Here is a 21,054-nt window from a genome sequence, read left to right as displayed (position 1 = left end):
TCAGCGAGCCTTCAGGGACGTCGAGAGCTCCACCCAGCGCGTCAGCAGGGCAGAGGCCTTGCCGGAGTCGATGGCGTCGGCCGCGCGGCTCAGCGAGGCCGTCAGGTCGGCGTGCAGGTCCTCGGAGAACCCGGAGTGCGCCGCGATGGCACCCGCCGCGTTCACGAGCACCGCGTCCCGCACCGAACCGGTCTTGCCGGCCACGAGGTCGCGGACCACCTGGGCGTTGACGGACGCGTCGCCGCCCTTCAGGTCCTCCTCGCGCGCGGGCTTCACGCCCAGCACCACCGGGTCGATCGTCTCCGTGCGGACCACGCCGTCCTGGGCGAGCCAGGCGGACGTCGTCGTGGTCGTGGTGATCTCGTCGAGGCCGTCGTCGCCGCGCACCACCAGAGCGGTGTTGCGGCGCCGCGCGAACACGCCCGCGATCAGCGGTGCCGCCGCCGCCCGCGCGCAGCCGATCAGGCCGACGGTGGGCTGCGCCGGGTTCGTCAGCGGGCCGAGCAGGTTGAACGACGTCGGGATGCCGATCTCGCGCCGCACCGGGCCCGCGTGCCGGAAGCCGGGGTGGAACACCGGCGCGAAGCAGAACCCGATGCCGAGTTCGCGCACGGTCGCCTGCACGCCCTCGGCCGGCAGGTCGATCGCGACGCCCAGCGCCTCCAGCACGTCCGCCGTGCCGCACTGCGACGACGCCGCGCGGTTGCCGTGCTTGACCACCGGCACGCCCGCGGCGGCCGTGATGATCGCGGCCATCGTCGAAATGTTGACCGAACCGGAATGATCGCCGCCGGTGCCCACGATGTCGGCCGCCCGCACGTCCACCGTGAACCGGTTCGCGTGGTTGAGCATCATCGTGGCGAGGCCGTCGACCTCCTCCGGCGTCTCACCCTTGGCGCGCAACGCGACGATGAACGCCGCGATCTGCGCCGCCGTCGCCTCGCCCGACATCACCTGGTCCATGCCCCAGGAGGTGTCGTCGGCGGTCAGGTCGGCGCCGTCGAGCAGGCGGTTGAGCAACGAGGGCCAGGTGCGCTGGCTCATCGCGGATCAGCCCTTGACGACGGGCAATGCCGAGCCCCGCAGCACCTCGGCCACGGTCTCGGCGGCGGCCAGCGGGTCGAGCGGGTGCACCAGCACCGCGTCCGCCTGCGACCAGGTCGCGAGCCAGCGGTCGTCCTTGCGGCGCACCGCGACCACGATCGGCGGGCAGTTGGTGATCTCGTCCTTGAGCTGGCGGGACAGGCCCATGCCCCCGGTCGGCTGCGCCTCGCCGTCGAGGATCAGCAGGTCGACGGTGCCGTTGTCCGCCTCGTAGAGGACGTCCGCGATCGTCGCGGCCTCGACGTAGTCGACGCGCGCCAGGTCCGGCGCGGGACGGCGGCCGACCGCAGTGATGATCGTCTCACGCACCTCGGGCCGGTGGCTGAACACCAGGATCTTCGTGGTCTGCGTGCTCATCTGGATCCTCCGCTGCGACTGCCGACTGCGGTCCTGTGAAGAAAGTGACCAAGGTCGCCACGATGCTATCGGGCCGGTTCGCGGGCGGGTTGCAGGGCGTCCCACCCCAGCGCCTCACCCCCGAGTCGCTGGGCCAGCGAGGCCATCCGCGAGCGCTCCTGGGCGCAGTGCAGGGCGTCCAGCTTCTGCACCCGACTGATATGCGATATATCACCGGCGACGAGGACCCAGCCGTCCGGTGCCAGCAGTTCTCGCGCTCGTTCCAGCTGGTCAGCGGGTATGCGGAGGTGGTGGCGGAGGACGGCGAGGTCGTCGGCGCGCCACTGCGGAGAACGGGCCAGAACGGCCGAATCGGCCTCCGCGTGGTCGAACGCCTCGGCCACCACGACGAGCGCCGGGTCGTCGATCGACAACGACGGCTCCTCCTCTCGCCGCAGCAGGTCCCGCAATCGGCCCAGCGAGCTCATTCGTTGATCTCCTAGCGATCACCCGCTGTGTGACCCGTCCGGCCCGTGATCCGCGCAGGACCCGATGGGCGGACAGAAATTCCGCAAGCAATAATGCTGCGCGTGACCACGGCAGCGCCTTCAATCGGCCAGCGCGTGCACTCGCTGAACCGCCCGAACATGGTCAGCGTCGGCACGATCGTCTGGCTGTCCAGCGAGCTCATGTTCTTCGCTGGCCTCTTCGCCATGTTCTTCACGGTGAAGGCCCAGAACGAGGGCCCTTGGCCCCCGCCCCCCACGCACCTGAACATCCCCTACGCGTCGGTCTTCACGATCATCCTGGTCGCGTCGTCCTTCACGTGTCAGTGGGGCGTCTTCGCGGCGGAGCGGGGTGATGTCTTCGGTCTGCGTCGCTGGTACATCGTGACGCTGATCATGGGCGCGATCTTCGTCGGCGGGCAGGCAGGCGAGTACATCGAGCTGGTCGAGCACGGCACCACGATCCCGTCCTCGGCTTACGGCACGGTCTTCTACCTGACGACCGGCTTCCACGGCTTGCACGTCATCGGCGGTCTGATCGCCTTCGTCTACCTGTTGATCAGGACGAAGCTGAGCAAGTTCACGCCCGCGCAGGCCACCTCCGCCATCGTCGTGTCGTACTACTGGCACTTCGTCGACGTCGTGTGGATCGGGCTGTTCGCCATCATCTACATCGTGCCCTGACCTGCTCCCCAGCCACGAGCTCCCGAACTGACAGCAAGGGTTGCCGCACACCATGACCACCACGACGAAACGCCCCCGCGGCGCCCGCACCAAGCTGCGCCGCCGGGTCGCCGGACTGCTCGCACTGGGCTTCGCCCTGCTGAGCGCCGGCATGCTGTTCGCCGCCTTCGCGCCGCAGGCGCAGACCGCCCAGGCGCAGCAGCAGGACGCTCTGGTCCGCCAGGGCGAGCAGATCTACCTCAACACCTGCCTGAGCTGCCACGGCACGTCTCTCGAAGGTGTGAAGGACCGCGGGCCGAGCCTGATCGGCGTCGGCGACGCCGCGGTCTACTTCCAGACTTCCTCCGGCCGCATGCCCATGGCACGGCAGGAGGCGCAGGCCATCCGCAAGCCCGCGAAGCTCACCCCCGAGCAGATCAACGCGCTGATGGCCTACATCACGGCGAACGGCGGCGAGGGCCCGAAGAAGCCCTCCGAGTCCGGTGAGGCCCTGCGCGGCGACAACCCGGCGCGCGGTGGCGAGCTCTTCCGCCTCAACTGCGCCAGCTGCCACAACTTCACGGGTCGTGGTGGCGCGCTGTCCTCCGGCAAGTTCGCGCCGGCCCTGGACGGGGTGACCGAGGAGCAGATCTACACGGCGATGCTGAGCGGTCCGCAGAACATGCCGAAGTTCGGCGAGCGCCAGCTCACGCCGGAAGAGAAGAAAGACATCATCGCGTACGTCAAGTCGGTCACCGACGGAAACAACAACTCCGGCGGTAACGCCCTGGGCGGGTTCGGACCCGTCTCCGAGGGCCTGATCGCGTTCATCGTGGGCATCGCCGCGCTCATCGGCGTGACCCTCTGGATCGGAGCCAAGGCATGAGCGGCGACAAGCCGATCGAGCTGCCCAGCGAGGCAGAGCTCGCGGAGATGAGCCGGGACGAGCTCGTCCGGCTCGGCACGAAGATGGACGGCGTCGAGCTCGTCCACTACGAGGAGAAGTTCCCGGTCCCCGGCACCAAGGCCGAGCGTCGCGCTCAGCGTTCGGTCGCCGCGTGGTTCCTGGTCTCCGCGCTGTCGGGTCTCGCGTTCCTCGGCGTGTTCCTGTTCTGGCCCTGGGAGTACGAGTCCCCGTCCAACGCCGAGGGCCACTTCCTGCACAACCTGTACAACCCGCTGATCGGCCTGTTCCTCGGCCTGTCGGTGGTCGGCCTCGGCGTCGGCGCGCTGCTCTACACCAAGAAGTTCCTCCCCGAGGAGCTCGCGGTGCAGCAGCGTCACGACGGCCCGTCCGCCGCCGTCGACCGCGCGACCCTGGTCGCGGAGCTCGCCGACGCCGGTGACCGCAGCGGCATCGGCCGCCGCAGCCTGATCAAGCGCACCGCGGGCCTCGGCGCCGGTGTGCTGGGCCTGGGCGTGGCGGCCGTGCCGCTGGGCGCGCTGATGAAGAACCCGCACTCGGACAGCGAGACCAAGGCCTCGCTGTGGCACACCGGGTGGAAGCCCGAGAAGCCGGGCGAGAAGGTCTACCTGCGCCGCCACACCGGCAACTTCCACGAGGTCTCGCTCGTGCGTCCCGAGGACGTCGAGCCGGGCGGTTTCGAGACGGTCTTCCCGTTCCGCGAGTCCGAGCGCGACGACGAGCACGCCCTGGTCGCGGCCCTCAAGCGGGCCGACGCCCCGGTCATGCTCATCCGCATGCGCCCGAACCAGGCGGTCACCAAGCGCGCGGGCCAGGAGGACTTCAACTACGGTGACCTGTACGCGTACTCGAAGATCTGCACGCACCTGGGTTGCCCGACGTCGCTGTTCGAGCAGCAGACCGGTCTGCTGCTCTGCCCGTGCCACCAGTCGCAGTTCGACGTCTTCGAATACGCCAAGCCGCGGTTCGGCCCGGCGACCCGTCCTCTTCCCCAGCTTCCGATCACTGTGGACGAAGAGGGATACTTGGTAGCCCGCAGTGACTTCATCGAGGCTGTGGGACCGGCGTTCTGGGAGCGGAAGTCATGAGTGCCATCACCACGCCGACGAAGCCGGCCAACGCGGCCGCGCGCGTCGTAGGGGCGGCTGCGAACGCTGCCGACGAGCGGTACCACCCGGCCTCCGGGCTGCGGAAGCAGATCAACAAGGTCTTCCCGACGCACTGGTCGTTCCTGCTCGGTGAGATCGCGCTCTACAGCTTCATCGTGCTGCTGCTGTCGGGTACGTACCTCGCGCTGTTCTTCGACCCGTCGATGACCGAGGTCACCTACAACGGCGCGTTCGAGAACCTCAAGGGCATCGAGATGTCGCGGGCGTTCGCGTCCACGCTCGACATCTCGTTCGAGACCCGCGGTGGTCTGTTCGTCCGCCAGGTGCACCACTGGGCCGCACTGCTGTTCATGGGCGCGATCGTCGTTCACATGTTCCGGATCTTCTTCACCGGCGCGTTCCGCAAGCCGCGTGAGATCAACTGGGTCATCGGCATCGTGCTGTTCATGCTCGGCGCGATCGAGGGCTTCCTCGGCTACTCGCTGCCGGACGACCTGCTCTCGGGCACCGGCCTCCGCGTCATGGCGGCGCTGCTGATCTCGTTCCCGGTCATCGGCACCTGGCTGAACTGGCTGATGTTCGGCGGGGAGTTCCCCGGCACCGACATCATCCCGATGCTCTACACCGCGCACATCCTGATCATCCCGGCGATCATCCTGGGTCTGATCGCGGCGCACCTCGCGCTCGTCTGGTACCAGAAGCACACGCAGTTCCCGGGCGTGGGCCGCAAGGAGACCAACGTCGTCGGCGTCCGCATCATGCCGGTGTTCGCGGCCAAGGGCGGTGGCTTCTTCGCCATCGTCGTCGGTGTCATCGCGATCATGGGTGGCGTCTTCCAGATCAACCCGATCTGGAACATCGGCCCGTACAACCCCGCGCAGGTCTCCGCCGGCTCGCAGCCCGACTGGTACATGGGCTGGACCGACGGCCTGGTCCGCATCTGGCCCGCGTGGGAGTTCTACCTGGGCAACTACACGATCCCGGCGCCGTTCCTGCCGTTCATCCTCGGCCTGCCGCTGCTGACCGGCATCGCGGGTGCGTACCCGTGGATCGAGCGCAAGATGACCAAGGACTACGCGCACCACAACCTGCTGCAGCGCCCGCGTGACGTTCCGGTCCGCACCTCGCTCGGCTGGATGGCGATCACGTACTTCATGGTCCTGCTGCTCATGGGTGCGAACGACATCTTCGCGTACCAGTTCGACATCTCGTTGAACCTGACGACGTGGATGGGCCGCATCGGCATGCTGGTCCTGCCGCCGATCGCCTACTTCATCTCGTACCGCGTCTGCATCGGTCTGCAGCGCGGTGACCGCGAGGTGCTGGAGCACGGCGTCGAGACGGGCATCATCAAGCGCCTGCCGCACGGCGAGTTCATCGAGATCCACCAGCCGCTCGGCCCGGTGGACGACCACGGCCACCCGATCCCGCTCGCCTACCAGGGCGCGTCGGTGCCGAAGAAGATGAACAAGCTCGGTTCGGCCGGTCACCCGGTCGCCGGCAGCACGTGGTCGCCGGACCCGGTCGAGGAGACCGTGGCCCTGGAGAACGCGCGGCACCAGCACCTGCTGGAGTCCGGTGCGGCCGAGGCGTCCGGCGAGAAGGCCGGCGAGCTCGCGGGCAAGCCGTCCGACCCGAAGGCCTGACCTTCCGCCAGAACCACGAAAGGCCCCCGTGAACTTCACGGGGGCCTTTCGCTTGGGGTCTTACTGGTCGTCGAGGCCGATCGCGAACGCCGCCTCGTCGTCGCGCTTCGAGTAGCTGCGGAACGCGATGTGCGTGTCGGTGTTCAGCACACCGGCGACCTTGCTGATCTTGCCGGGGACGAGCGCGGCGAGGTCCTCGTGCTTGCTGACGCGCACCAGCGCGATCAGGTCGACGTCGCCGGCGCACGAGTACACCTCGGTGACTCCGTCGATGTCGGCGATCTCCTGCGCCGCCTCGGGGATGCGTTCGGCGGCGGCCTGGATCAGCACGATGGCGGTGACCACGGCGTCCTCCTCGGGTCTGGGTGTCTCGAAGCACCCGTAGTCTGCCCTACCGCCTGATCACGGGCGTGAGGACGTCGCGCTGCCCCGGGGTCAGTTCCAGCGGTCGTGGATCGGGCGCGCACCGGCGGCCTGTTCGGCCCACGGCACCCAGGCCGCGGCGGCACCGGCGGGCGACGACCACGGTTCGTCCGCGTAGACGAGACGGGTGCCGGGCTGGTCGAGCCAGCGCAGCACGACGCCTGCCTCTTCCGGCGGGGCGCCCCGGAGCGGGCCGGGGGTCGGGACGACGGTCTCGGCCGACGCGACGAGGGCGTCGACCACCGGCATCGGCCGCGTGCCCCGGCGTGCCACGCCCGCGGAGGCGAGACGGCCGTAGCGGACGACGGAGAACTCCCAGCCGCCCTCCTTGTCCGGTCTCGCGGCCACCAGCTGGGGCAGCGCGGCCAGGGCGGCGAGGCGTTGCGCCCGGTCCAGGGAACGCACCAGGCCCGCCAGGCGGTCGCGGCGGCGGGCGGCCTCCTCGAAGCGTTCGGCCGAGGCCAGGCCGGTGAGCTGGGTGGCGAGGGCGCGCAGCGGGTCGGCGTTGCGGCCCACGACGAGGTCCTGCACCGCGATGACGGCGGGGGAGTACTCGGCGACGGTCTGGTGGCCCGCGCAGGGGGCCTGGCAGCGGTCCAGTTCGGCGAGCGCACAGGGCGAGGCGCGCTGGTTCGTCGCCGGGATCTTGATGGTGCAGGAGCGCAGCGGCACGGCGTCCAGCAGGGCGTCGGCCACCGACTCGGCCGCCTGGCGCGTGCGGAACGGGCCCAGCGCTCCGTCGCGCGGGGTGCGCACCAGCGAGATCCGGGGGAACGGTTCGTCGGTCAGCGTCAGCCACCACGCGTGGTGCGGGTTCTTCGACCGTCGGTTGTAGGCGGGACGGTGCGCGCGTAAGAGCCGGAGTTCGCGCACCTCGGCCTCCAGCGGGTGCGCGCACTCCACGGCGTCCACACGGACCGCCAGGGCGACCAACTCGCGCAACCGGCGGCGGCCCTCGCTGGCCGTGAAGTACTGGCGGACGCGGCGGCGCAGGTCCGACGCCGTGCCCACGTAGAGCACCTCCTCGCTCGGGCCGCGGAACAGGTACACGCCCGGCGAGTGGGGCAGGTGGGCGGCCAGGGAACGCTTGCGGCGCTGTTCCGGCGTCACCTCCGGCAGGTACGCCAGCAGTTCTTCGAGCGAGTGCACGCCGACGTTGCCGACGCGCTCCAGCAACGAGTGCAGCACCTCGACCGTCGTGCGGGCGTCGGCGAGCGCGCGGTGCGTGGGCTTGGTCTCGGTCTGGAAGAGGTCCGACAGCGCGGACAGACGGCACGACGGCGCCTCGTCGCGGCTCAGGACGCGGCGGGCGAGCTTCACCGTGCACACCACCGACGGCTTCGGCCAGCGATAACCGTGCCGTTCGCAGGCGGCCTTCATGAACCCGACGTCGAACCCCGAGTTGTGCGCGACCAGCACCGACCCAGCGGCGAACTCCAGGAACGCGGGCAGCACCGTCTTCATCGTCGGCGCGCCCGTCACCATCAGCTGCGTGATCCCGGTCAGCTGCGCCACCATCGGCGGGATGCCGCGTTCGGGGTCGACGAGAGTGGCGAACTCGCCGAGGACCACACCGCCGCGCACCTTCACCGCGCCGATCTCGGTGACGGCGTCCTCCTCGTTGCTGCCGCCCGTCGTCTCCAGGTCGAAGACGACGAACGTCGTGTCGCGCAGGGGCGTCCCGAGTTCGTCGAAGGACAGTTGTCCGGTCACGGGGCTGACGTTAGCGACGGGGTCTGACAATTTTTGGAGCTGATCTTTGAGCGTGCTCTGACCTGCGGTTGCTCCATTGGAGTGGCGTTCGGGTGATCTTTTCCAGATCGTTGTTCCGAAGGGCGGACACGTCCGTGCGCTGCTCAAGCGCGAGGGCTCTAGCCTGTGGGGGTGTCCGACCCGATGCCCGACCCGGAGATCGACCTGCCTGCTGAGGAGGCGGGTGAGTCCGCCGTGGAAGATTCTGTCGAGGAATCCCCGGAAGAATCCACTGTGGACTGGTCGGCGCTGCCCGAACCGCTGCGGGTGAGACTCGCGGAACTGGGCGCGGACGCGTTGGGCGAGATGGCGAAGGTCGACGTGCCGCAGCACCTGCGCCCGGTGGCGAAGTTCGCGCCGACCAAGCGCGCGCGGCTGGGCGGGCCGCAGGTGGTCGCGGGGCTGCGGGACTCGGCGAACTTCCGCACCGCCGTCGTCGAGTGGCTGCGCAAGAACAGGCCGTCGACGCTCGAGGTGACGTCGCCGGACCCGGTGACGGCGGCCGCGGCGGCGGTGCTGACCGGTGACGACGTCGCGCTGCACTACGTGGAGCTGGTGTCGCGGCGGGTCGGCGACGCGACGTTGCGCGCCGAACGGGACGCCGCCGTCGTGCGCGCGGAACGGCTGGAAGGCGAGCTGGAACGGCTGCGGGCCGAGCGCACCCAGCTCGACGGTGCCGCCGAACGCGTCCGCGCGGACGCCGAGATCGAGCTGGAACGCCTGCGCAAGCGGTTGCGCGAGCAGGGCGTGAAACTGCGCGAGGCCAAGGACGCCGCCGAGGCCGCCGCCGTCGAGGTCGACAAGATCCAGGTGCGGACCGCGGCCGAGGTCAAGCAGGTGTCCGCCGAACGCGACCGCGAACGGGAACGCGCGGAGACCGAGCGCGGCAAGGCCCAGCGCGCGATCGCCGACGCCGAGGTGGCGCGGCAGTCCGCGCGCGAGGCCCGGCAGGCCGACGAGGTGCGGCTCGCGTTGCTCGTCGACACGCTCGACGGTGCCGTCACGGGCCTGCGTCGTGAGCTCGCTCTGGGCGGCAGCGGACCGCGTCCTGCTGACCTCGTGCGGGGCGCCAGCGCGTCGCAGGGGGCCGTGGGACGGGTGGAGGACCCGGCGGCTTTGGACCGGCTGCTGGCGTTGCCCGCGGTGCACCTGGTGGTGGACGGCTACAACGTCACGAAGACCGGCTATCCGGAGCTGTCGTTGTCGGATCAGCGCGATCGGCTCGTGCACCAGCTCGCGGTGCTCGCCGCGCGCACGGGTGCGGAGGTGACGCTGGTGTTCGACGGCGCCGGTGTGGTCGCCGTGCCCGCCGCCGCTCCTCGGGGCGTGCGCGTGCTGTTCAGCGACCCCGGTGTTCTGGCTGATGACGTGATCCGCGCGCTGGTCACCGCGGAGCCCGAGGGGCGGCCCGTGGTGGTGGTGACGTCGGATCGCGCGGTCGCGGATTCGGTGCGCCGGCGGGGTGCGCACCCGGTGCCGTCCGCTGTGTTGCTGGCCCGTCTCGGGCGCGTTTGATCACCCGGTAGCCTGACGCCGTCGATCTTGACGGTCTGGTTCTGGCGAAGGGGATCGGCGACCTCATGTCGCGCAACTTCACCCGCATTCTCGTGGTTCTCGTGTTGTTGGTTCCGGTGACTCCGGCTGTGTCCTTAGCGGCGCAACCGGCTGATCCCGCGCGCGCGTACGCGGAACTGACCGCGCAGGCGACCAAGCTCAACGAGGAAGTCCTGCTGGCGCATGAAGATCTCGTGCGGCGCAAGGCCGAACTCGACCGCGCGACCGCGACGGTCGGGGCGGCGCAGCAGGTCGAGCGGCAGGCCAGGCGCGACCGGGACGACTTCCAGGGGCAGGTGGACCTCATCGCCCAGGCGTCGTTCGAGGGCGCCCGGTTCAACCAGCTGTCGGCGTTGCTGGTCGCGGACTCGCAGCAGGACTTCCTGAACCGCCTCGAGATGATGCGCGTGCTGGCCGCAGACAAGGCGGAGTCGATCGCACGGCTGTCCGGCGCGGTCGACCAGGCCCAGCAGGCGCACCAGGTGGCGGAGGACGCCCGCGCGCGTGCCGCGGAGACGACAGCGGCGGCCGAGAAGCTGAAGGGCGACCTGGACGCGCGCAACGCGGCGTTGCAGACGCAGATCAACGAGGTGCGGTCGGCGTTGACGCGACTGCCCACTCCCGTGGTGAACCAGCTCCGCGATCCAGGTGACCGGGCGCAGGTCAGCGTGCCGGCCGGGGTGGCGGGGCAGGCGCTGACGTTCGCGCTGGGGCAGCGCGGCGACTCGTACCAGTACGGCGGTGTCGGGCCCGAGGGCTGGGACTGCTCCGGGCTGACGATGAAGGCGTACGCCGCCGCCGGGTTCACGATTCCGCGCACCTCGGGTGGTCAGGCCGGGGTCGGACGTGTCGTGTCGCGCGGCGAGGTCCGCGCGGGCGACCTGATCGTCTACTACCCGAGTCGCTCTCACGTCGCGATGGCTGTCGACGGCGACCGCGCCGTGCACGCCGCGACCGAGGGGCAGCCGGTGAAGATCGCGCCGATCGACGCCATCGGGCCCATCGCGGTGATTCGGCGCATCGAGGGCTAGCGTTGCGCCGGTGAAGCACCTGCGGACGTTGATGGCGGTCACCGTCGCCATGACGTTCCTGCTGAGCCTCAGCGTCGCGTTGCGGCCCGCCGAGGTGCGTCCTGCTGCTGCCGACCGGTGCCACGAGGCCGTGCTGACGACTTCGTCGGGCACCGTCACCAGCAGTTCCTGCGACTCGGAGCTGGCGACGCGGGTGTCGGGGTTGCTGGACTCCTCGGTGCGCGAGGTCGCCGATATATTGGATATCGGTTGGGGCCGGCGGGTCGACGTCGTCGTCCCGGCCTCGGACGACGACCTCGTCGCGCTCGTCGGACCGGCGTTCGCGGACATGGCCGGGATCGCGATCCGCGACGGTGCCGGGCAGCGGGTCGTGCTCAACCGGGTGCGCGCGTCGGCGTTGACGGACCTCGAACTGCGGGTGTTGCTGCGGCACGAGATCACGCACGTCGCGACCCGTGACCTGACCTCGGACTCGGCGCCGCTGTGGCTGGTGGAGGGGTTCGCGGACTGGGTGGCGTTCCACGGCCTGAGGCTGTCGCTGCGGCAGGCCGCCCCGTTGCTCACGTCCGACGTGTCGGCGCTGCCGTCCGACTTCGGCGGCTCCGGTCGTGACCTCGCCTACCAGCAGGCGTACTCGATCATGGCCTACCTCGAGTCGGGGCTGGGGGAGCGCGGGGTCGTCGACTTCTTCCTGCGCACCGCGTCGCTGTCCGCTGTGGATCCCGCCGTGGTCGACGTCGCGGGCTGGCGTGAGTTCCTGCGCGCGAGCATCGGATAGCGTTGGTTCGTGCGTCGAACCTTGCTGGTGACCAACGACTTCCCGCCCCGCCCCGGTGGCATCCAGTCCTACCTGCACGCTTTGGCGACACGGATGCCCGCGGACTCGCTCGTCGTGTACGCGCCGAAGTGGAAGGGCGCTGCCGAGTTCGACGCCGAACAGCCGTTCCCGGTGGTGCGGCACCCCACGTCGTTGATGCTGCCGACGCCGGACGTCCTGTCCCGCGCCCGCGAGATCGCCCGCGCCGAGTCGTGCGAGGCCGCCTGGTTCGGTGCGGCCGCCCCGCTCGCGTTGCTGGCGCCGTCACTAGGCCTGAGCCGCGCGGTGGCGTGCACCCATGGCCACGAGGTCGGCTGGTCGATGCTGCCGGTGGCGCGGCAGGCGTTGCGCGCGATCGGGTCCGGTGTGGACGTCGTGACCTACGTCAGCCGCTACACCCGCTCGCGGTTCGCGGCGGCGTTCGGCCCGATGGCGGCGTTGGAGCACCTGCCGTCCGGTGTGGACACCGAGCTGTACCGCCCGGACCCGGCCGCGCGTGCCGAGATGCGCCGCCGGTACGGCCTCGGCGACCGGCCGGTGATCGTGTGCGTGTCGCGCCTGGTGCCGCGCAAGGGGCAGGACATGTTGATCCGCGCGCTGCCCTTGATCCAGCGGACGGTGCCGGACGCCGCACTGCTGATCGTCGGCGGCGGCCCGTACCGGTCGACGCTGGAGAAGCTCGCCGCCGGCTCGCGCGACATCGTGCTGACCGGGTCCGTGCCGTGGGAGGAACTGCCCGCGCACTACAACGCCGGCGACGTCTTCGCGATGCCCTGCCGCACGCGCGGCCGCGGCCTTGATGTCGAAGGCCTCGGCATCGTCTACCTGGAGGCGTCCGCGACCGGCCTGCCCGTCGTGGCCGGACGGTCCGGCGGTGCGCCGGAGACCGTGCGCGACGGCATCACCGGCAACGTCGTCGACGGCCGCGACGTCGAGAACGTCGCCGAACGGATCGCCTCGCTGCTCGCCGACCCCGAGACCGCGGCCAAGATGGGGCGCGCCGGCCGGGAGTGGGTCAGCGACCACTGGCGCTGGGATCAACTCGCGCACCGCCTCGAATCCCTCATTGGTTGACCGAGACGTACCGCATGTCGTCAACGTTGATCTCGTCAACATGTCAACGTTGATGACGTTGACATGTTGACGGCGACGTTGACGATGTTGATGACCTCGATGTTGACGACATTGACGTCGTGGTCGAGCTTGACAGTCATGAGCAGCGGAAGACAACGTTGTCATCCGCGCGGCCACTGATATATCGGATATCGGTGCAGGTCAGGCGAGTTCGCGGGCACGGAGTTCCAGGGCGCGCAGGCCCAGTTCGGCGCCGCGCCGCACAGCCTGGTCGGCCGCTGCACGGGAGTCGGCGTCGCGGCCGCGGTCACGCAGCACCACGGCCAGTCCGATGAGCGCGCGCACCTCGCCCGAGGCGTAGCCGATGCGCCGGGCCGTGGTGAGGGCCTGCTGGTAGTCCTCGGCGGCGTCGTCGAGGTCCGAGGCGGCGCGGCGGATCTCGCCCAAGGTGATGCGGGCCGAGGTCGCGACCTGCTGGTCGCCGCCGTCGGCCACCAGACGCAGGGCGCGGGTCGCCAGCGACGCGGCCGCGTCGGTGTTGCCGGCGGCGAGTTCGACGGCGGCGAGGTTCTCCAGGGTTTCGGCCTCGCCGGCGGGGACGTTGCCGATCTCCAGGGCGCGGTCGAGGTGGGCGCGGGCCTCGTCGAGGCGGCCCTGCAGGCGCAGGGCCATGCCGAGGTACGTGTGGCTGTCGGCGTTCGGGACGAGGGCGAGGGCCTGGGCGAAGTGTTCGACGGCGCCGTCGATCTCGCCCAGTTCGACGGAGAGCTGGCCCAGGTTGTACAGGCTGGTGCTGATGGTGTCGGCGGACGACGAGCGCAGCATCTCCATGCAGTGCAGCAGGACCTCGCGGGCGGCGGTGAGGTTGCCGGAGCGGCGGTGCACGAGGCTGAGGTTGTTCAGCACGCCCGCTTCGGCGTCCTCGTCGCCCAGGTCCCGGTACAGGCGGGCGGCGCGGTCGTGGTGGTCGACCGAGCGCGCGTACTCGCCGAGGCGCAGGTAGAGGGTGCCCAGGTTCGCGTGCATGGCGGCCTCGGCCGGGCGGTGTGCGGACGCCTCGGCGGCTTGCAGGCCGTGGTGGGCCGTCGCGAGCCATTCGCCGACGTGCTGGCCGATCCAGAGGTAGCCGCGCAGGGCGTCGGCCAGTTGCCAGGCCATGTCGGCAGGGCCGTGTTCGGCGGCGTGGCGGATGGCGGCGATCAGGTTCGGGCGTTCCGCGTCGAGCCATGCGAGGGCCTCGGCGGCGCCGGGGATGCGGGGCGCCGGTCCGGTGGCGGCGGACGCCAGCCGCACGATGCCGGGGTAGAGGAGCTCGGCGCAGCGGTCGACGCCGCGCTGGTAGTGGTTCAGCAGGGCGGTCCAGGAGGCCCGCTGCTCGGACGGGCTGTCGGACTCCTCGCGCAGCGCGGCGGCGTAGCGGACGAGTTCGTCGTGCAGGCGGTAACGGCCAGGGCCTGCGGACACGACCAGGCGGGCGATCTCGAGCACGGTCAGCAGGCCCTCGGCGTCGACGTCGGCCAGCGCGGACGCGGCCTCTGCGGTGAAGTCCGGGCCTGGGACCAGCGACAACAGTCGGAACAGGCGTTGCGGGGCCGGCGGCAGGGCGGCGTAGGCGAGTTCGATCGGCGAGCCGGAGATCGTCACGTCGTCGCGGCCCGCCAGGTACGCCGCCGCCACCCGCAACGCCAGCGGCAGGTGCCCGCAGCGTTCGGCCAGTTCGGCGTGCGAGCCCGGTCCGAGCAGCTTCGTCAGCAACGAAGCAGACTCCGAAGCCGAGAAGACGTCCACCGGCACGGTCCGCGCTCCGTTGAGGGCGATCAGCCCGCGCAGGTCGTCCCGCGACGTCACGATCACCCGGCACGACGCGGTCCCCGGCAGCAACGGCCGCACCTGGTCCGGCGCCGAGGCGTTGTCCAGCACCAGCAGCATCCGCCGGCCCGACAGCAACGACCGCAGCATCGTGCTCTGCTCGTCCAGGTCGGGCGGGATCTCGTCCGCCGGCACCCCCAGCGCCCGCAGGAAGCGCGACAGCACGTCCACGCCGTCCGCCGGCGCCCCCAACGCGTACCCGCGCAGGTCGACGTAGAGCTGCCCGTCCGGGAACCGGTCCCGCAGCAGGTGCGCCGCGTGCACGGCCAGCGTCGTCTTGCCCACCCCCGGCGGCCCGGCCAGCGTCACGATCGGCACCGACCCCGTGACCAGCCCGGAGATCCGGTCCACGTGCGCCGACCGTCCGGTGAAGTCCGTGATGTCGTCCGGCAGCCGCATCGGCGAGGCAGGTTCCCGCACCGCCACCGCGGCCACGACGGGCGCCGCGAGCGCGGGCGACCCCTCCAGGATCGCCTGGTGCAACGACCGCAGCTCGGCCGACGGGTCGATGCTCAGCTGCTCGTCCAACGTCCGGTCGAGCTGCCGGAACGCCTCCAGGGCCTCCGCCTGCCTGCTGGACCGGTACAACGCGAGCATCAGCTGCGCCCAGAACCTCTCCCGCAACGGGTGGTCCCGCGTCAGCCCGAACAGCTCCGGCACCAGGTCGGCGTGGTTGCCCAGCGCGAGTTCGACGTCGATCCGCTGCTCGTGCACGGTCATCAGCAGCTCGGTCAGCCGTGGCGCGTGCTCGCTGTACAACGTCTCCGACGGCACGTCCGACAGCACCGGCCCGCGCCACAACTCCAACGCCTCGGCGAACGCCTTACGCGCCGCGTCCAGGTCATCGGCGGCCGCCGCCACCCGCCCGCGCGCCGCCGCGTCCGCGAACCGGTGCGCGTCCACGGTCAACGGGTCCACCCGCATCCGGTAACCGTCCGCGGCCGTCTGGATCAACGACGGATCACCCAGCGCCGCGCGCAACCGCATGACGTACGTCTGCACCGTGCCTCGCGTGCGCGCGGGCGGTGTGTCCCCCCACACGTGCTCGACGAGTTCCGTCACGGGAACGACGCGGTTCGGCCGCAGCAGCAACGCCGCCAGCAACGCTCTGTGCTTGCCCGCTCGCAGCACGACAGCAGCGCCGTCCAGGCGTACTTCCATCGGGCCGAGCAGCCGGAACTGCGGACCCGAAGCCATTGCCTACCCCTCGTGCGAGCCAGATGATCCCCGTCTGCCGCACAGCCTATTAGCGCGCTGTCGCCAAGTGACATCGGCGCGTCAGCGATACGTCAGCGCCGTAAGGCAATCTTCTCCATGTCCCGGTCGGGGGGCCGGGGCAACAACTTCTCGGGTTCTGCGGAAGTCTCCGCGGATCACGATCGCTGGGGGTCGAAAGGCCCAGGAGCTCTCTCTCAGCTCCTGGGCCTTTCGCGTATTCCGACCTGCGGTTACTTGGCGTAGATCGCGTCGATGTCGGCCGAGTAGGTGGTCGCGACGACCGACCTCTTCAGCTTCAGCGACGGCGTCATCTCGCCACCCGCCTCGGTGAAGTCGACCGGCAGCACCCGGAACTTCCGGATCGCCTCGGCCTTCGACACCGACTTGTTCGCCTCGTCCACGACGGCCTGGATCTCGGCCAGCAGGTCCGCGTCCTCGATCAGGTCGGGCACCTCGGCCGACGCGGGCTTGCCGCGCGACTCCTTCCACGACGGGAAGAACTCCGGGTCGATCGTGATCAGCGCGCCGATGAACGGCTGCTTGTCGCCGACGACCATGCACTGCGAGATCAGCGGGTGCGCCCGGATCCGGTCCTCGAGCTGCGCCGGGGAGACGTTCTTGCCACCGGCGGTGACGATGATCTCCTTCTTGCGACCCGTGATCTTCAGGAACCCGTCGTTGTCGAGCTCGCCGATGTCCCCGGTGTGGAACCAGCCGTCCTCGAGGGCCTCCTTGGTGGCTTCCTCGTTGTTCCAGTAGCCGGTGAAGACGATGTCACCCTTGATCAGGATCTCGCCGTCCTCGGCGATCTTCACCGACGTGCCAGGCACCGGCAGACCGACCGTGCCGACCTTCTCCTGGCCGCGGAACGTCACGCAGGCCGCCGCCGACGTCTCCGTCAGGCCGTAGCCCTCGTAGACCGGGATGCCCGCGCCGCGGAAGAAGTGCGACAGCCGGTCACCCAGCGGCGCGCCACCGGAGACGGCCGCGATCGCCCGCCCGCCGAGTGCTCCGCGCAGCTTCGAGAACACCAGCTTGTCGAACACCGCGTGCTTGATCCGCAGCCCGAAGCCGGGACCGCCGTTGTCGAGCGCCTGGCTGTACTCGACCGACGTGGCCTCGGCCGCGTCGAAGATCTTGCCCTTGCCGCCGGCGTGCGCCTTCTGCTTCGCGCCGTTGTAGACCTTCTCGAACACGCGCGGCACCGCGACGACGAACGTCGGGCGGAACTGACCGAGGTCCTCGACGAGGTTCTTCACGTCCGCGGTGTGGCCCAGCGTCGCCCGCGAGTACACGCAGGAGAGGTACAGGGCACGCGCCAGGATGTGCGCGAGCGGCAGGAACAGCAGCAGCGAGTTGCCGGCCGTGAGGATCTCCGGGAACCGCGACAGCGCCGACCGCACCTCGGACAGCAGGTTGCGGTGCGTCAGCGTGCAGCCCTTGGGACGGCCGGTCGTGCCGGACGTGTAGACCAGCGTCGCCGTGGCGTCCGCCTTCACCTCGCCGCGGCGCTCGTGCACCTGCTCGTCGGTGATCTCGGCACCCAGCGCCGTCAACTCGTCGACGGCGGCAGCCGTTCCCTCGATCTGCCACACGTGGCGCAGCTCGGGCAGCTTGCCGACGACGTCGTCGACCATCGCGCGGTGCGACGACGCCTCGACGAACACCGCCGCCGCGCCGGAGTCGGACAGGATCCACTCGATCTGGTCCGCCGACGACGTCTCGTAGATCGGCACCACGACGCCGCCCGCCGCCCAGATGGCGAAGTCGAGCAACGACCACTCGTAGCGCGTCTTGGAGACCAAACCGACTCGGTCGCCGAGCTGCAGACCGGCGGCTACCAGGCCCTTCGCGACGGCCATGACCTGCGCGGCGAAGTCACGCGCGGTGATGTCGACCCAGGTGCCGTCGACCTGCCTGCGGAAGCTGACGGCGTTGCCGAAGCGCTCCGCGTTGGCCCACACCATGTCGGTGAGGTTTTCCTCCGGAGCCACAGCGGCGGTGGCGGGGACGCTGAACTCGCGCACGTCAACCTCCGTACGGTGAAATGTTACTGGTGGGGAAACCTAGCGTGTGATTCCGGCGATACAAAGGTTGGTACGCCCTTCCGTTACCTTTTGTCCTTATGGCCAGCGTGGACGTCGTCGACGAGACCTTCCTCGCGGTACCACCCAGAGTGGTCGCCGCCGCCTTCGCGACGCCCTCGTCGTGGCGTCAGTTCTGGCCCGATCTGGAGCTCGACGTCTACGCCGACCGGGGCGAGGAGGGGCTGCGCTGGACGGTCGGCGGCGCGCTCGCCGGCACGATGGAGGTCTGGCTCGAGCCGGTGCTCGACGGCACTGTGCTGCACTACTTCCTCCGTGCTGACTCACCCACCGGACCGTTCACCCCCCGCGACGCCCGCCGCGAGGTGCAACGCCGTCAGCTCGACGCCAAGTCGGTCTCGCTGGGGCTCAAGCTGACGCTGGAGGACGGTCGTCCGGCCGGATGCCCTCCGTCCGTGTGATCTTGCTGGACGTGCGTCCCGCTGAACACCCCCAAGCGCGTCAACTAAGTTGGAAGCGTGCGGGTTCACGTGGTCTCGGATGTGCACGGCAACGCGGAGGCGCTGGCGCGCGCCGGTGAGGGCGCGGACGCTCTGGTCGTGCTCGGCGACCTGATCGACTTCGTCGACTACCACGACCACTCCAAGGGCATCCTCGGCCGCGTCTTCGGCGCCGAGAAGGTCGGGATCTTCGCCGAGTTGAGACGCGGCACGCGCCGCGCGGACACGGCGAGCTACATCCGTTCCCTGTGGGACGGTCTCGCCGACGCCCGGTCCGTGGTCGAAGAAGCGGTGCTGGAGCAGTACACGGCGTTGTTCGCGGCCATGTCCGCGCCGACCTACGCGACACCGGGCAATGTGGACAGTCCGCACCTGTGGCCCCAGTTCGCCGGGGTCGGCGTGCACGTCCTCGACGGCGAGGCCGCGGAGATCGGCGGGCTCAAGTTCGGCTTCGCGGGTGGTGGGCTGATGGTGCCCGGACTCGTGCGCAACCCCAACGCGCCGTGGTTCCCGTACCTGCGCACGGAGGACGACATGGCCGCCGCGCTCGACCGGATGGGCCAGGTCGACGTGCTGTGCACGCACATCCCGCCGCTCGTGCCGGAACTCACCTACGACGTCGTCGCGCGCCGTCCCGAGTGGGGCTCGCGGGCCGCGCTGGACAAGATCGTCCGCGAACGTCCGCGCTGGTCGGTGTTCGGGCACGTGCACCAGCCGTTGGCGCGCAGGGTGCGGGTCGGCTTCACCGAGTGCGTGAACGTCGGGCATTTCCAGCGCAGCGGCAAGCCTCACGTCCTCAACTGGTGACCACGCGAGTAACCTCCACGTTCATGGCCGACGAGTCCACTCAGTCCATCGTCATCGACGCTCCGCCTGAGAAGATCATGGCGATCATCGCGGACTTCCCGTCGTACCCGGACTGGGCGAACGGGATGAAGGAAGTCGAGGTCCTCGACACCCGCGACGACGGCCGTGCCGAGCAGGTGCGGTTCGCGATCGACCAGGGTCCCGTGAAGGACGAGTACACCCTGAAGTACGACTGGGCCGCCGACGGTCTGTCGGTGAAGTGGGAGCTCGTCAAGGGCACCATGCAGAAGGCGCAGCAGGGCAGCTACGTGCTCGCGCCGTCCGGCACCGGCACCAAGGTCACCTACACGCTCTCGGTGCAGCTGGTGATCCCGATGATCGGCCTGTTCCGCCGCAAGGCCGAGAAGCTGATCCTCGACACCGCGCTCAAGGAGCTCAAGAAGCGCGCGGAGAAGGCGGCTTGAGCCGGGTCCTGCTCTTCACCGGCAAGGGCGGGGTCGGCAAGACGACCTTGTCGGCCGCCACCGCCGCCTCGCTGGCGGCGAACGGCCGCAAGGCGCTCGTGGTGTCCACCGACCCCGCGCACTCGCTGGGCGACGCGCTCGACGTGCGGCTCGGCGCCGAACCGTCCGAAGTGGACGGAACCGCCGGTCTGTACGCGTGCCAGATCGACCCGCGCGGCCTCGTCGACGAGGCGTGGGGTGAGCTGCGCGGCCACCTGAGGACCGTGCTGGCGGGGGCCGGCGTCGACGAGCTCGACGCCGAGGAACTCACCGTGCTGCCCGGCGTCGAGGAACTGCTGGCGCTCGCCGAGGTGCGGCGCCTGGCCGCGTCCGGGCCGTGGGAGGTCGTGGTCGTCGACTGCGGGCCGACCGCGGAGACGTTGCGGCTGCTGTCGTTGCCGGAGGCGTTCGCGGGCTACCTCGAACGGCTCTTCCCGACGCACCGGCGCGTGGTGCGCGGGTTGCTGGCGGGCGTCGCGGGCACCGGGACCGTCGAGAAGTGGGACGCGACGGCCGACGCCCTGAGCCGTCTCGCCGAACGCCTGGACGCGCTGCGGTCGATGCTCGCGGACCCGGCGTCGTGCTCGGTGCGGCTGGTGCTGACGCCCGAACGCGTCGTCGCCGCCGAGACCCGCCGCACGCTGACGGCGCTGGCGTTGCAGGGAATCCGGGTCGACAGCGTGATCGCGAACCGCCTCGTGCCCTCGCCGGGTGCCGCGCGGGGCCGCTGCCTCGTGGCTGCGCACCCGCCGGCACGAGCAGGACGCGGTGCTGGCCGAGCTGACCGGCATCGGCGAGATCCGCACGGTCGACCACCGCGCGTCGGAGCCCGTGGGCGTGCCGGCGTTGCTGGAGGTCGCCGAGCAGCTCTACGGCTCCGCGGATCCGCTGCCGGGGGATGCGGACTCGGCGTCGATGCTGGAGGTGTCGGGCAGTGGACGCGGCCTCGACGCCCGGTACTCGCTGCGGATCGCGTTGCCGCTCTCCGACGACACGGAGCTGGACCTCGCGCGCGTGGGCGACGATCTGGCGTTGACGGTCGACAGCAGGCGTCGGCTCGTGGCGCTGCCGTCGTTGTTGAGGCGCTGCATCGTCACCGATGCGGAGATGGACTCGGGTGGCGTGACGGTGGGGTTCCGTCCAGACCCCTCGCTGTGGCGCTAGGAGAGCTT

The 21,054-nt window shown here is 70.3% G+C and carries 18 protein-coding genes and 1 pseudogene; 12 read left to right on the top strand and 7 right to left on the bottom strand.

The genetic code is table 11. The features are described 5' to 3' along the window. The 3 genes from trpD to JNUCC0626_RS22855 all read right to left on the bottom strand — a co-directional run bounded on the left by trpD (position 1) and on the right by JNUCC0626_RS22855 (position 1,928). A complete protein-coding gene (trpD, locus tag JNUCC0626_RS22865; RefSeq protein ID WP_394621811.1) occupies positions 1–1,044 on the bottom strand; it encodes an anthranilate phosphoribosyltransferase in 1,044 nt (347 codons plus the stop codon). A gap of 6 nt (positions 1,045–1,050) precedes the next feature. Then, complete coding sequence (locus JNUCC0626_RS22860) at positions 1,051–1,461, bottom strand: hypothetical protein (RefSeq protein WP_394621810.1); 411 nt, start codon at positions 1,459–1,461, stop codon at positions 1,051–1,053. Between the two features lie 65 nt (positions 1,462–1,526). Further along, positions 1,527–1,928, bottom strand: a complete 402-nt coding sequence (locus tag JNUCC0626_RS22855) for a hypothetical protein (RefSeq protein ID WP_394621809.1) — start codon at positions 1,926–1,928, stop codon at positions 1,527–1,529. A 93-nt stretch (positions 1,929–2,021) separates the two neighbouring features. Between JNUCC0626_RS22855 and ctaE the strand changes: the two genes are divergently transcribed. From ctaE to qcrB, 4 genes are read left to right on the top strand one after another with little or no spacing between them, the layout of a single operon-like run. After that, complete coding sequence (ctaE, locus tag JNUCC0626_RS22850) at positions 2,022–2,630, top strand: aa3-type cytochrome oxidase subunit III (protein WP_394621808.1); 609 nt, start codon at positions 2,022–2,024, stop codon at positions 2,628–2,630. Positions 2,631–2,682: 52 nt separating this feature from the next. Further along, positions 2,683–3,495, top strand: a complete 813-nt coding sequence (qcrC, locus tag JNUCC0626_RS22845; RefSeq protein WP_285647248.1) for a cytochrome bc1 complex diheme cytochrome c subunit — start codon at positions 2,683–2,685, stop codon at positions 3,493–3,495. After that, a complete protein-coding gene (gene qcrA, locus JNUCC0626_RS22840) occupies positions 3,492–4,622 on the top strand; it encodes a cytochrome bc1 complex Rieske iron-sulfur subunit (protein WP_394621807.1) in 1,131 nt (376 codons plus the stop codon). Before qcrC ends, qcrA begins: the two co-directional genes overlap by 4 nt. Then, positions 4,619–6,289, top strand: a complete 1,671-nt coding sequence (qcrB, locus tag JNUCC0626_RS22835) for a cytochrome bc1 complex cytochrome b subunit (RefSeq protein WP_394621806.1) — start codon at positions 4,619–4,621, stop codon at positions 6,287–6,289. Before qcrA ends, qcrB begins: the two co-directional genes overlap by 4 nt. 60 nt (positions 6,290–6,349) lie before the next feature. Here qcrB and JNUCC0626_RS22830 read toward each other — a convergent pair whose 3' ends face one another. Together JNUCC0626_RS22830 and JNUCC0626_RS22825 are read right to left on the bottom strand one after the other, a co-directional pair. Next, complete coding sequence (locus tag JNUCC0626_RS22830) at positions 6,350–6,634, bottom strand: Lrp/AsnC family transcriptional regulator (protein ID WP_394621805.1); 285 nt, start codon at positions 6,632–6,634, stop codon at positions 6,350–6,352. Positions 6,635–6,724: 90 nt separating this feature from the next. Then, positions 6,725–8,425 (bottom strand): DEDD exonuclease domain-containing protein, encoded by a 1,701-nt coding sequence (locus JNUCC0626_RS22825; RefSeq protein ID WP_394621804.1) that lies wholly within the window; start codon positions 8,423–8,425, stop codon positions 6,725–6,727. 183 nt (positions 8,426–8,608) lie between these two features. Here JNUCC0626_RS22825 and JNUCC0626_RS22820 point away from each other — a divergent pair, with 183 nt between their 5' ends. From JNUCC0626_RS22820 to JNUCC0626_RS22805, 4 genes are all read left to right on the top strand, one after another. Further along, on the top strand, positions 8,609–9,979 hold the full coding sequence (locus tag JNUCC0626_RS22820; RefSeq protein ID WP_394622081.1) for an NYN domain-containing protein: 1,371 nt from the start codon (positions 8,609–8,611) through the stop codon (positions 9,977–9,979). A 65-nt stretch (positions 9,980–10,044) separates the two neighbouring features. After that, positions 10,045–11,049 carry a C40 family peptidase gene (locus JNUCC0626_RS22815; RefSeq protein WP_394621803.1) on the top strand — a complete coding sequence of 335 codons (1,005 nt, stop codon included), beginning with the start codon at positions 10,045–10,047 and terminating at the stop codon, positions 11,047–11,049. Between the two features lie 10 nt (positions 11,050–11,059). Continuing rightward, positions 11,060–11,827, top strand: a complete 768-nt coding sequence (locus tag JNUCC0626_RS22810; protein ID WP_394621802.1) for a hypothetical protein — start codon at positions 11,060–11,062, stop codon at positions 11,825–11,827. Between the two features lie 9 nt (positions 11,828–11,836). After that, positions 11,837–12,940 (top strand): glycosyltransferase family 4 protein, encoded by a 1,104-nt coding sequence (locus JNUCC0626_RS22805; protein WP_394621801.1) that lies wholly within the window; start codon positions 11,837–11,839, stop codon positions 12,938–12,940. Positions 12,941–13,141: 201 nt separating this feature from the next. On the opposite strand, the gene JNUCC0626_RS22800 is transcribed toward JNUCC0626_RS22805, so the two are convergent. Both JNUCC0626_RS22800 and JNUCC0626_RS22795 read right to left on the bottom strand, forming a co-directional pair. Beyond that, positions 13,142–16,006 carry an AfsR/SARP family transcriptional regulator gene (locus JNUCC0626_RS22800; protein ID WP_394621800.1) on the bottom strand — a complete coding sequence of 955 codons (2,865 nt, stop codon included), beginning with the start codon at positions 16,004–16,006 and terminating at the stop codon, positions 13,142–13,144. Between the two features lie 251 nt (positions 16,007–16,257). After that, positions 16,258–18,054 (bottom strand): AMP-dependent synthetase/ligase, encoded by a 1,797-nt coding sequence (locus tag JNUCC0626_RS22795; protein WP_394621799.1) that lies wholly within the window; start codon positions 18,052–18,054, stop codon positions 16,258–16,260. A 98-nt stretch (positions 18,055–18,152) separates the two neighbouring features. Between JNUCC0626_RS22795 and JNUCC0626_RS22790 the strand changes: the two genes are divergently transcribed. The 4 genes and pseudogenes from JNUCC0626_RS22790 (at position 18,153) to JNUCC0626_RS22775 (ending at position 21,046) form a co-directional block, all read left to right on the top strand. After that, positions 18,153–18,533 carry a polyketide cyclase / dehydrase and lipid transport gene (locus tag JNUCC0626_RS22790; protein WP_394621798.1) on the top strand — a complete coding sequence of 127 codons (381 nt, stop codon included), beginning with the start codon at positions 18,153–18,155 and terminating at the stop codon, positions 18,531–18,533. A 57-nt stretch (positions 18,534–18,590) separates the two neighbouring features. After that, positions 18,591–19,379: a metallophosphoesterase family protein gene (locus tag JNUCC0626_RS22785; RefSeq protein ID WP_394621797.1), complete on the top strand. Its 789-nt coding sequence runs from the start codon at positions 18,591–18,593 to the stop codon at positions 19,377–19,379. 23 nt (positions 19,380–19,402) lie between these two features. Then, the gene (locus JNUCC0626_RS22780; protein ID WP_394622080.1) at positions 19,403–19,843 is read left to right on the top strand and encodes an SRPBCC family protein; all 441 of its coding nucleotides are present in this window, start codon (positions 19,403–19,405) and stop codon (positions 19,841–19,843) included. Next, a pseudogene (locus tag JNUCC0626_RS22775) lies at positions 19,840–21,046 on the top strand (ArsA family ATPase). The gene JNUCC0626_RS22780 and the pseudogene JNUCC0626_RS22775 overlap by 4 nt, the downstream one beginning before the upstream one ends. Positions 21,047–21,054 lie beyond the last annotated feature (8 nt).

It is taken from the genome of Lentzea sp. JNUCC 0626 (genome assembly GCF_043632865.1).
Classification (GTDB): Bacteria; Actinomycetota; Actinomycetes; order Mycobacteriales; family Pseudonocardiaceae; genus Lentzea.
This window is presented reverse-complemented; position numbering and strand designations above follow the sequence as displayed.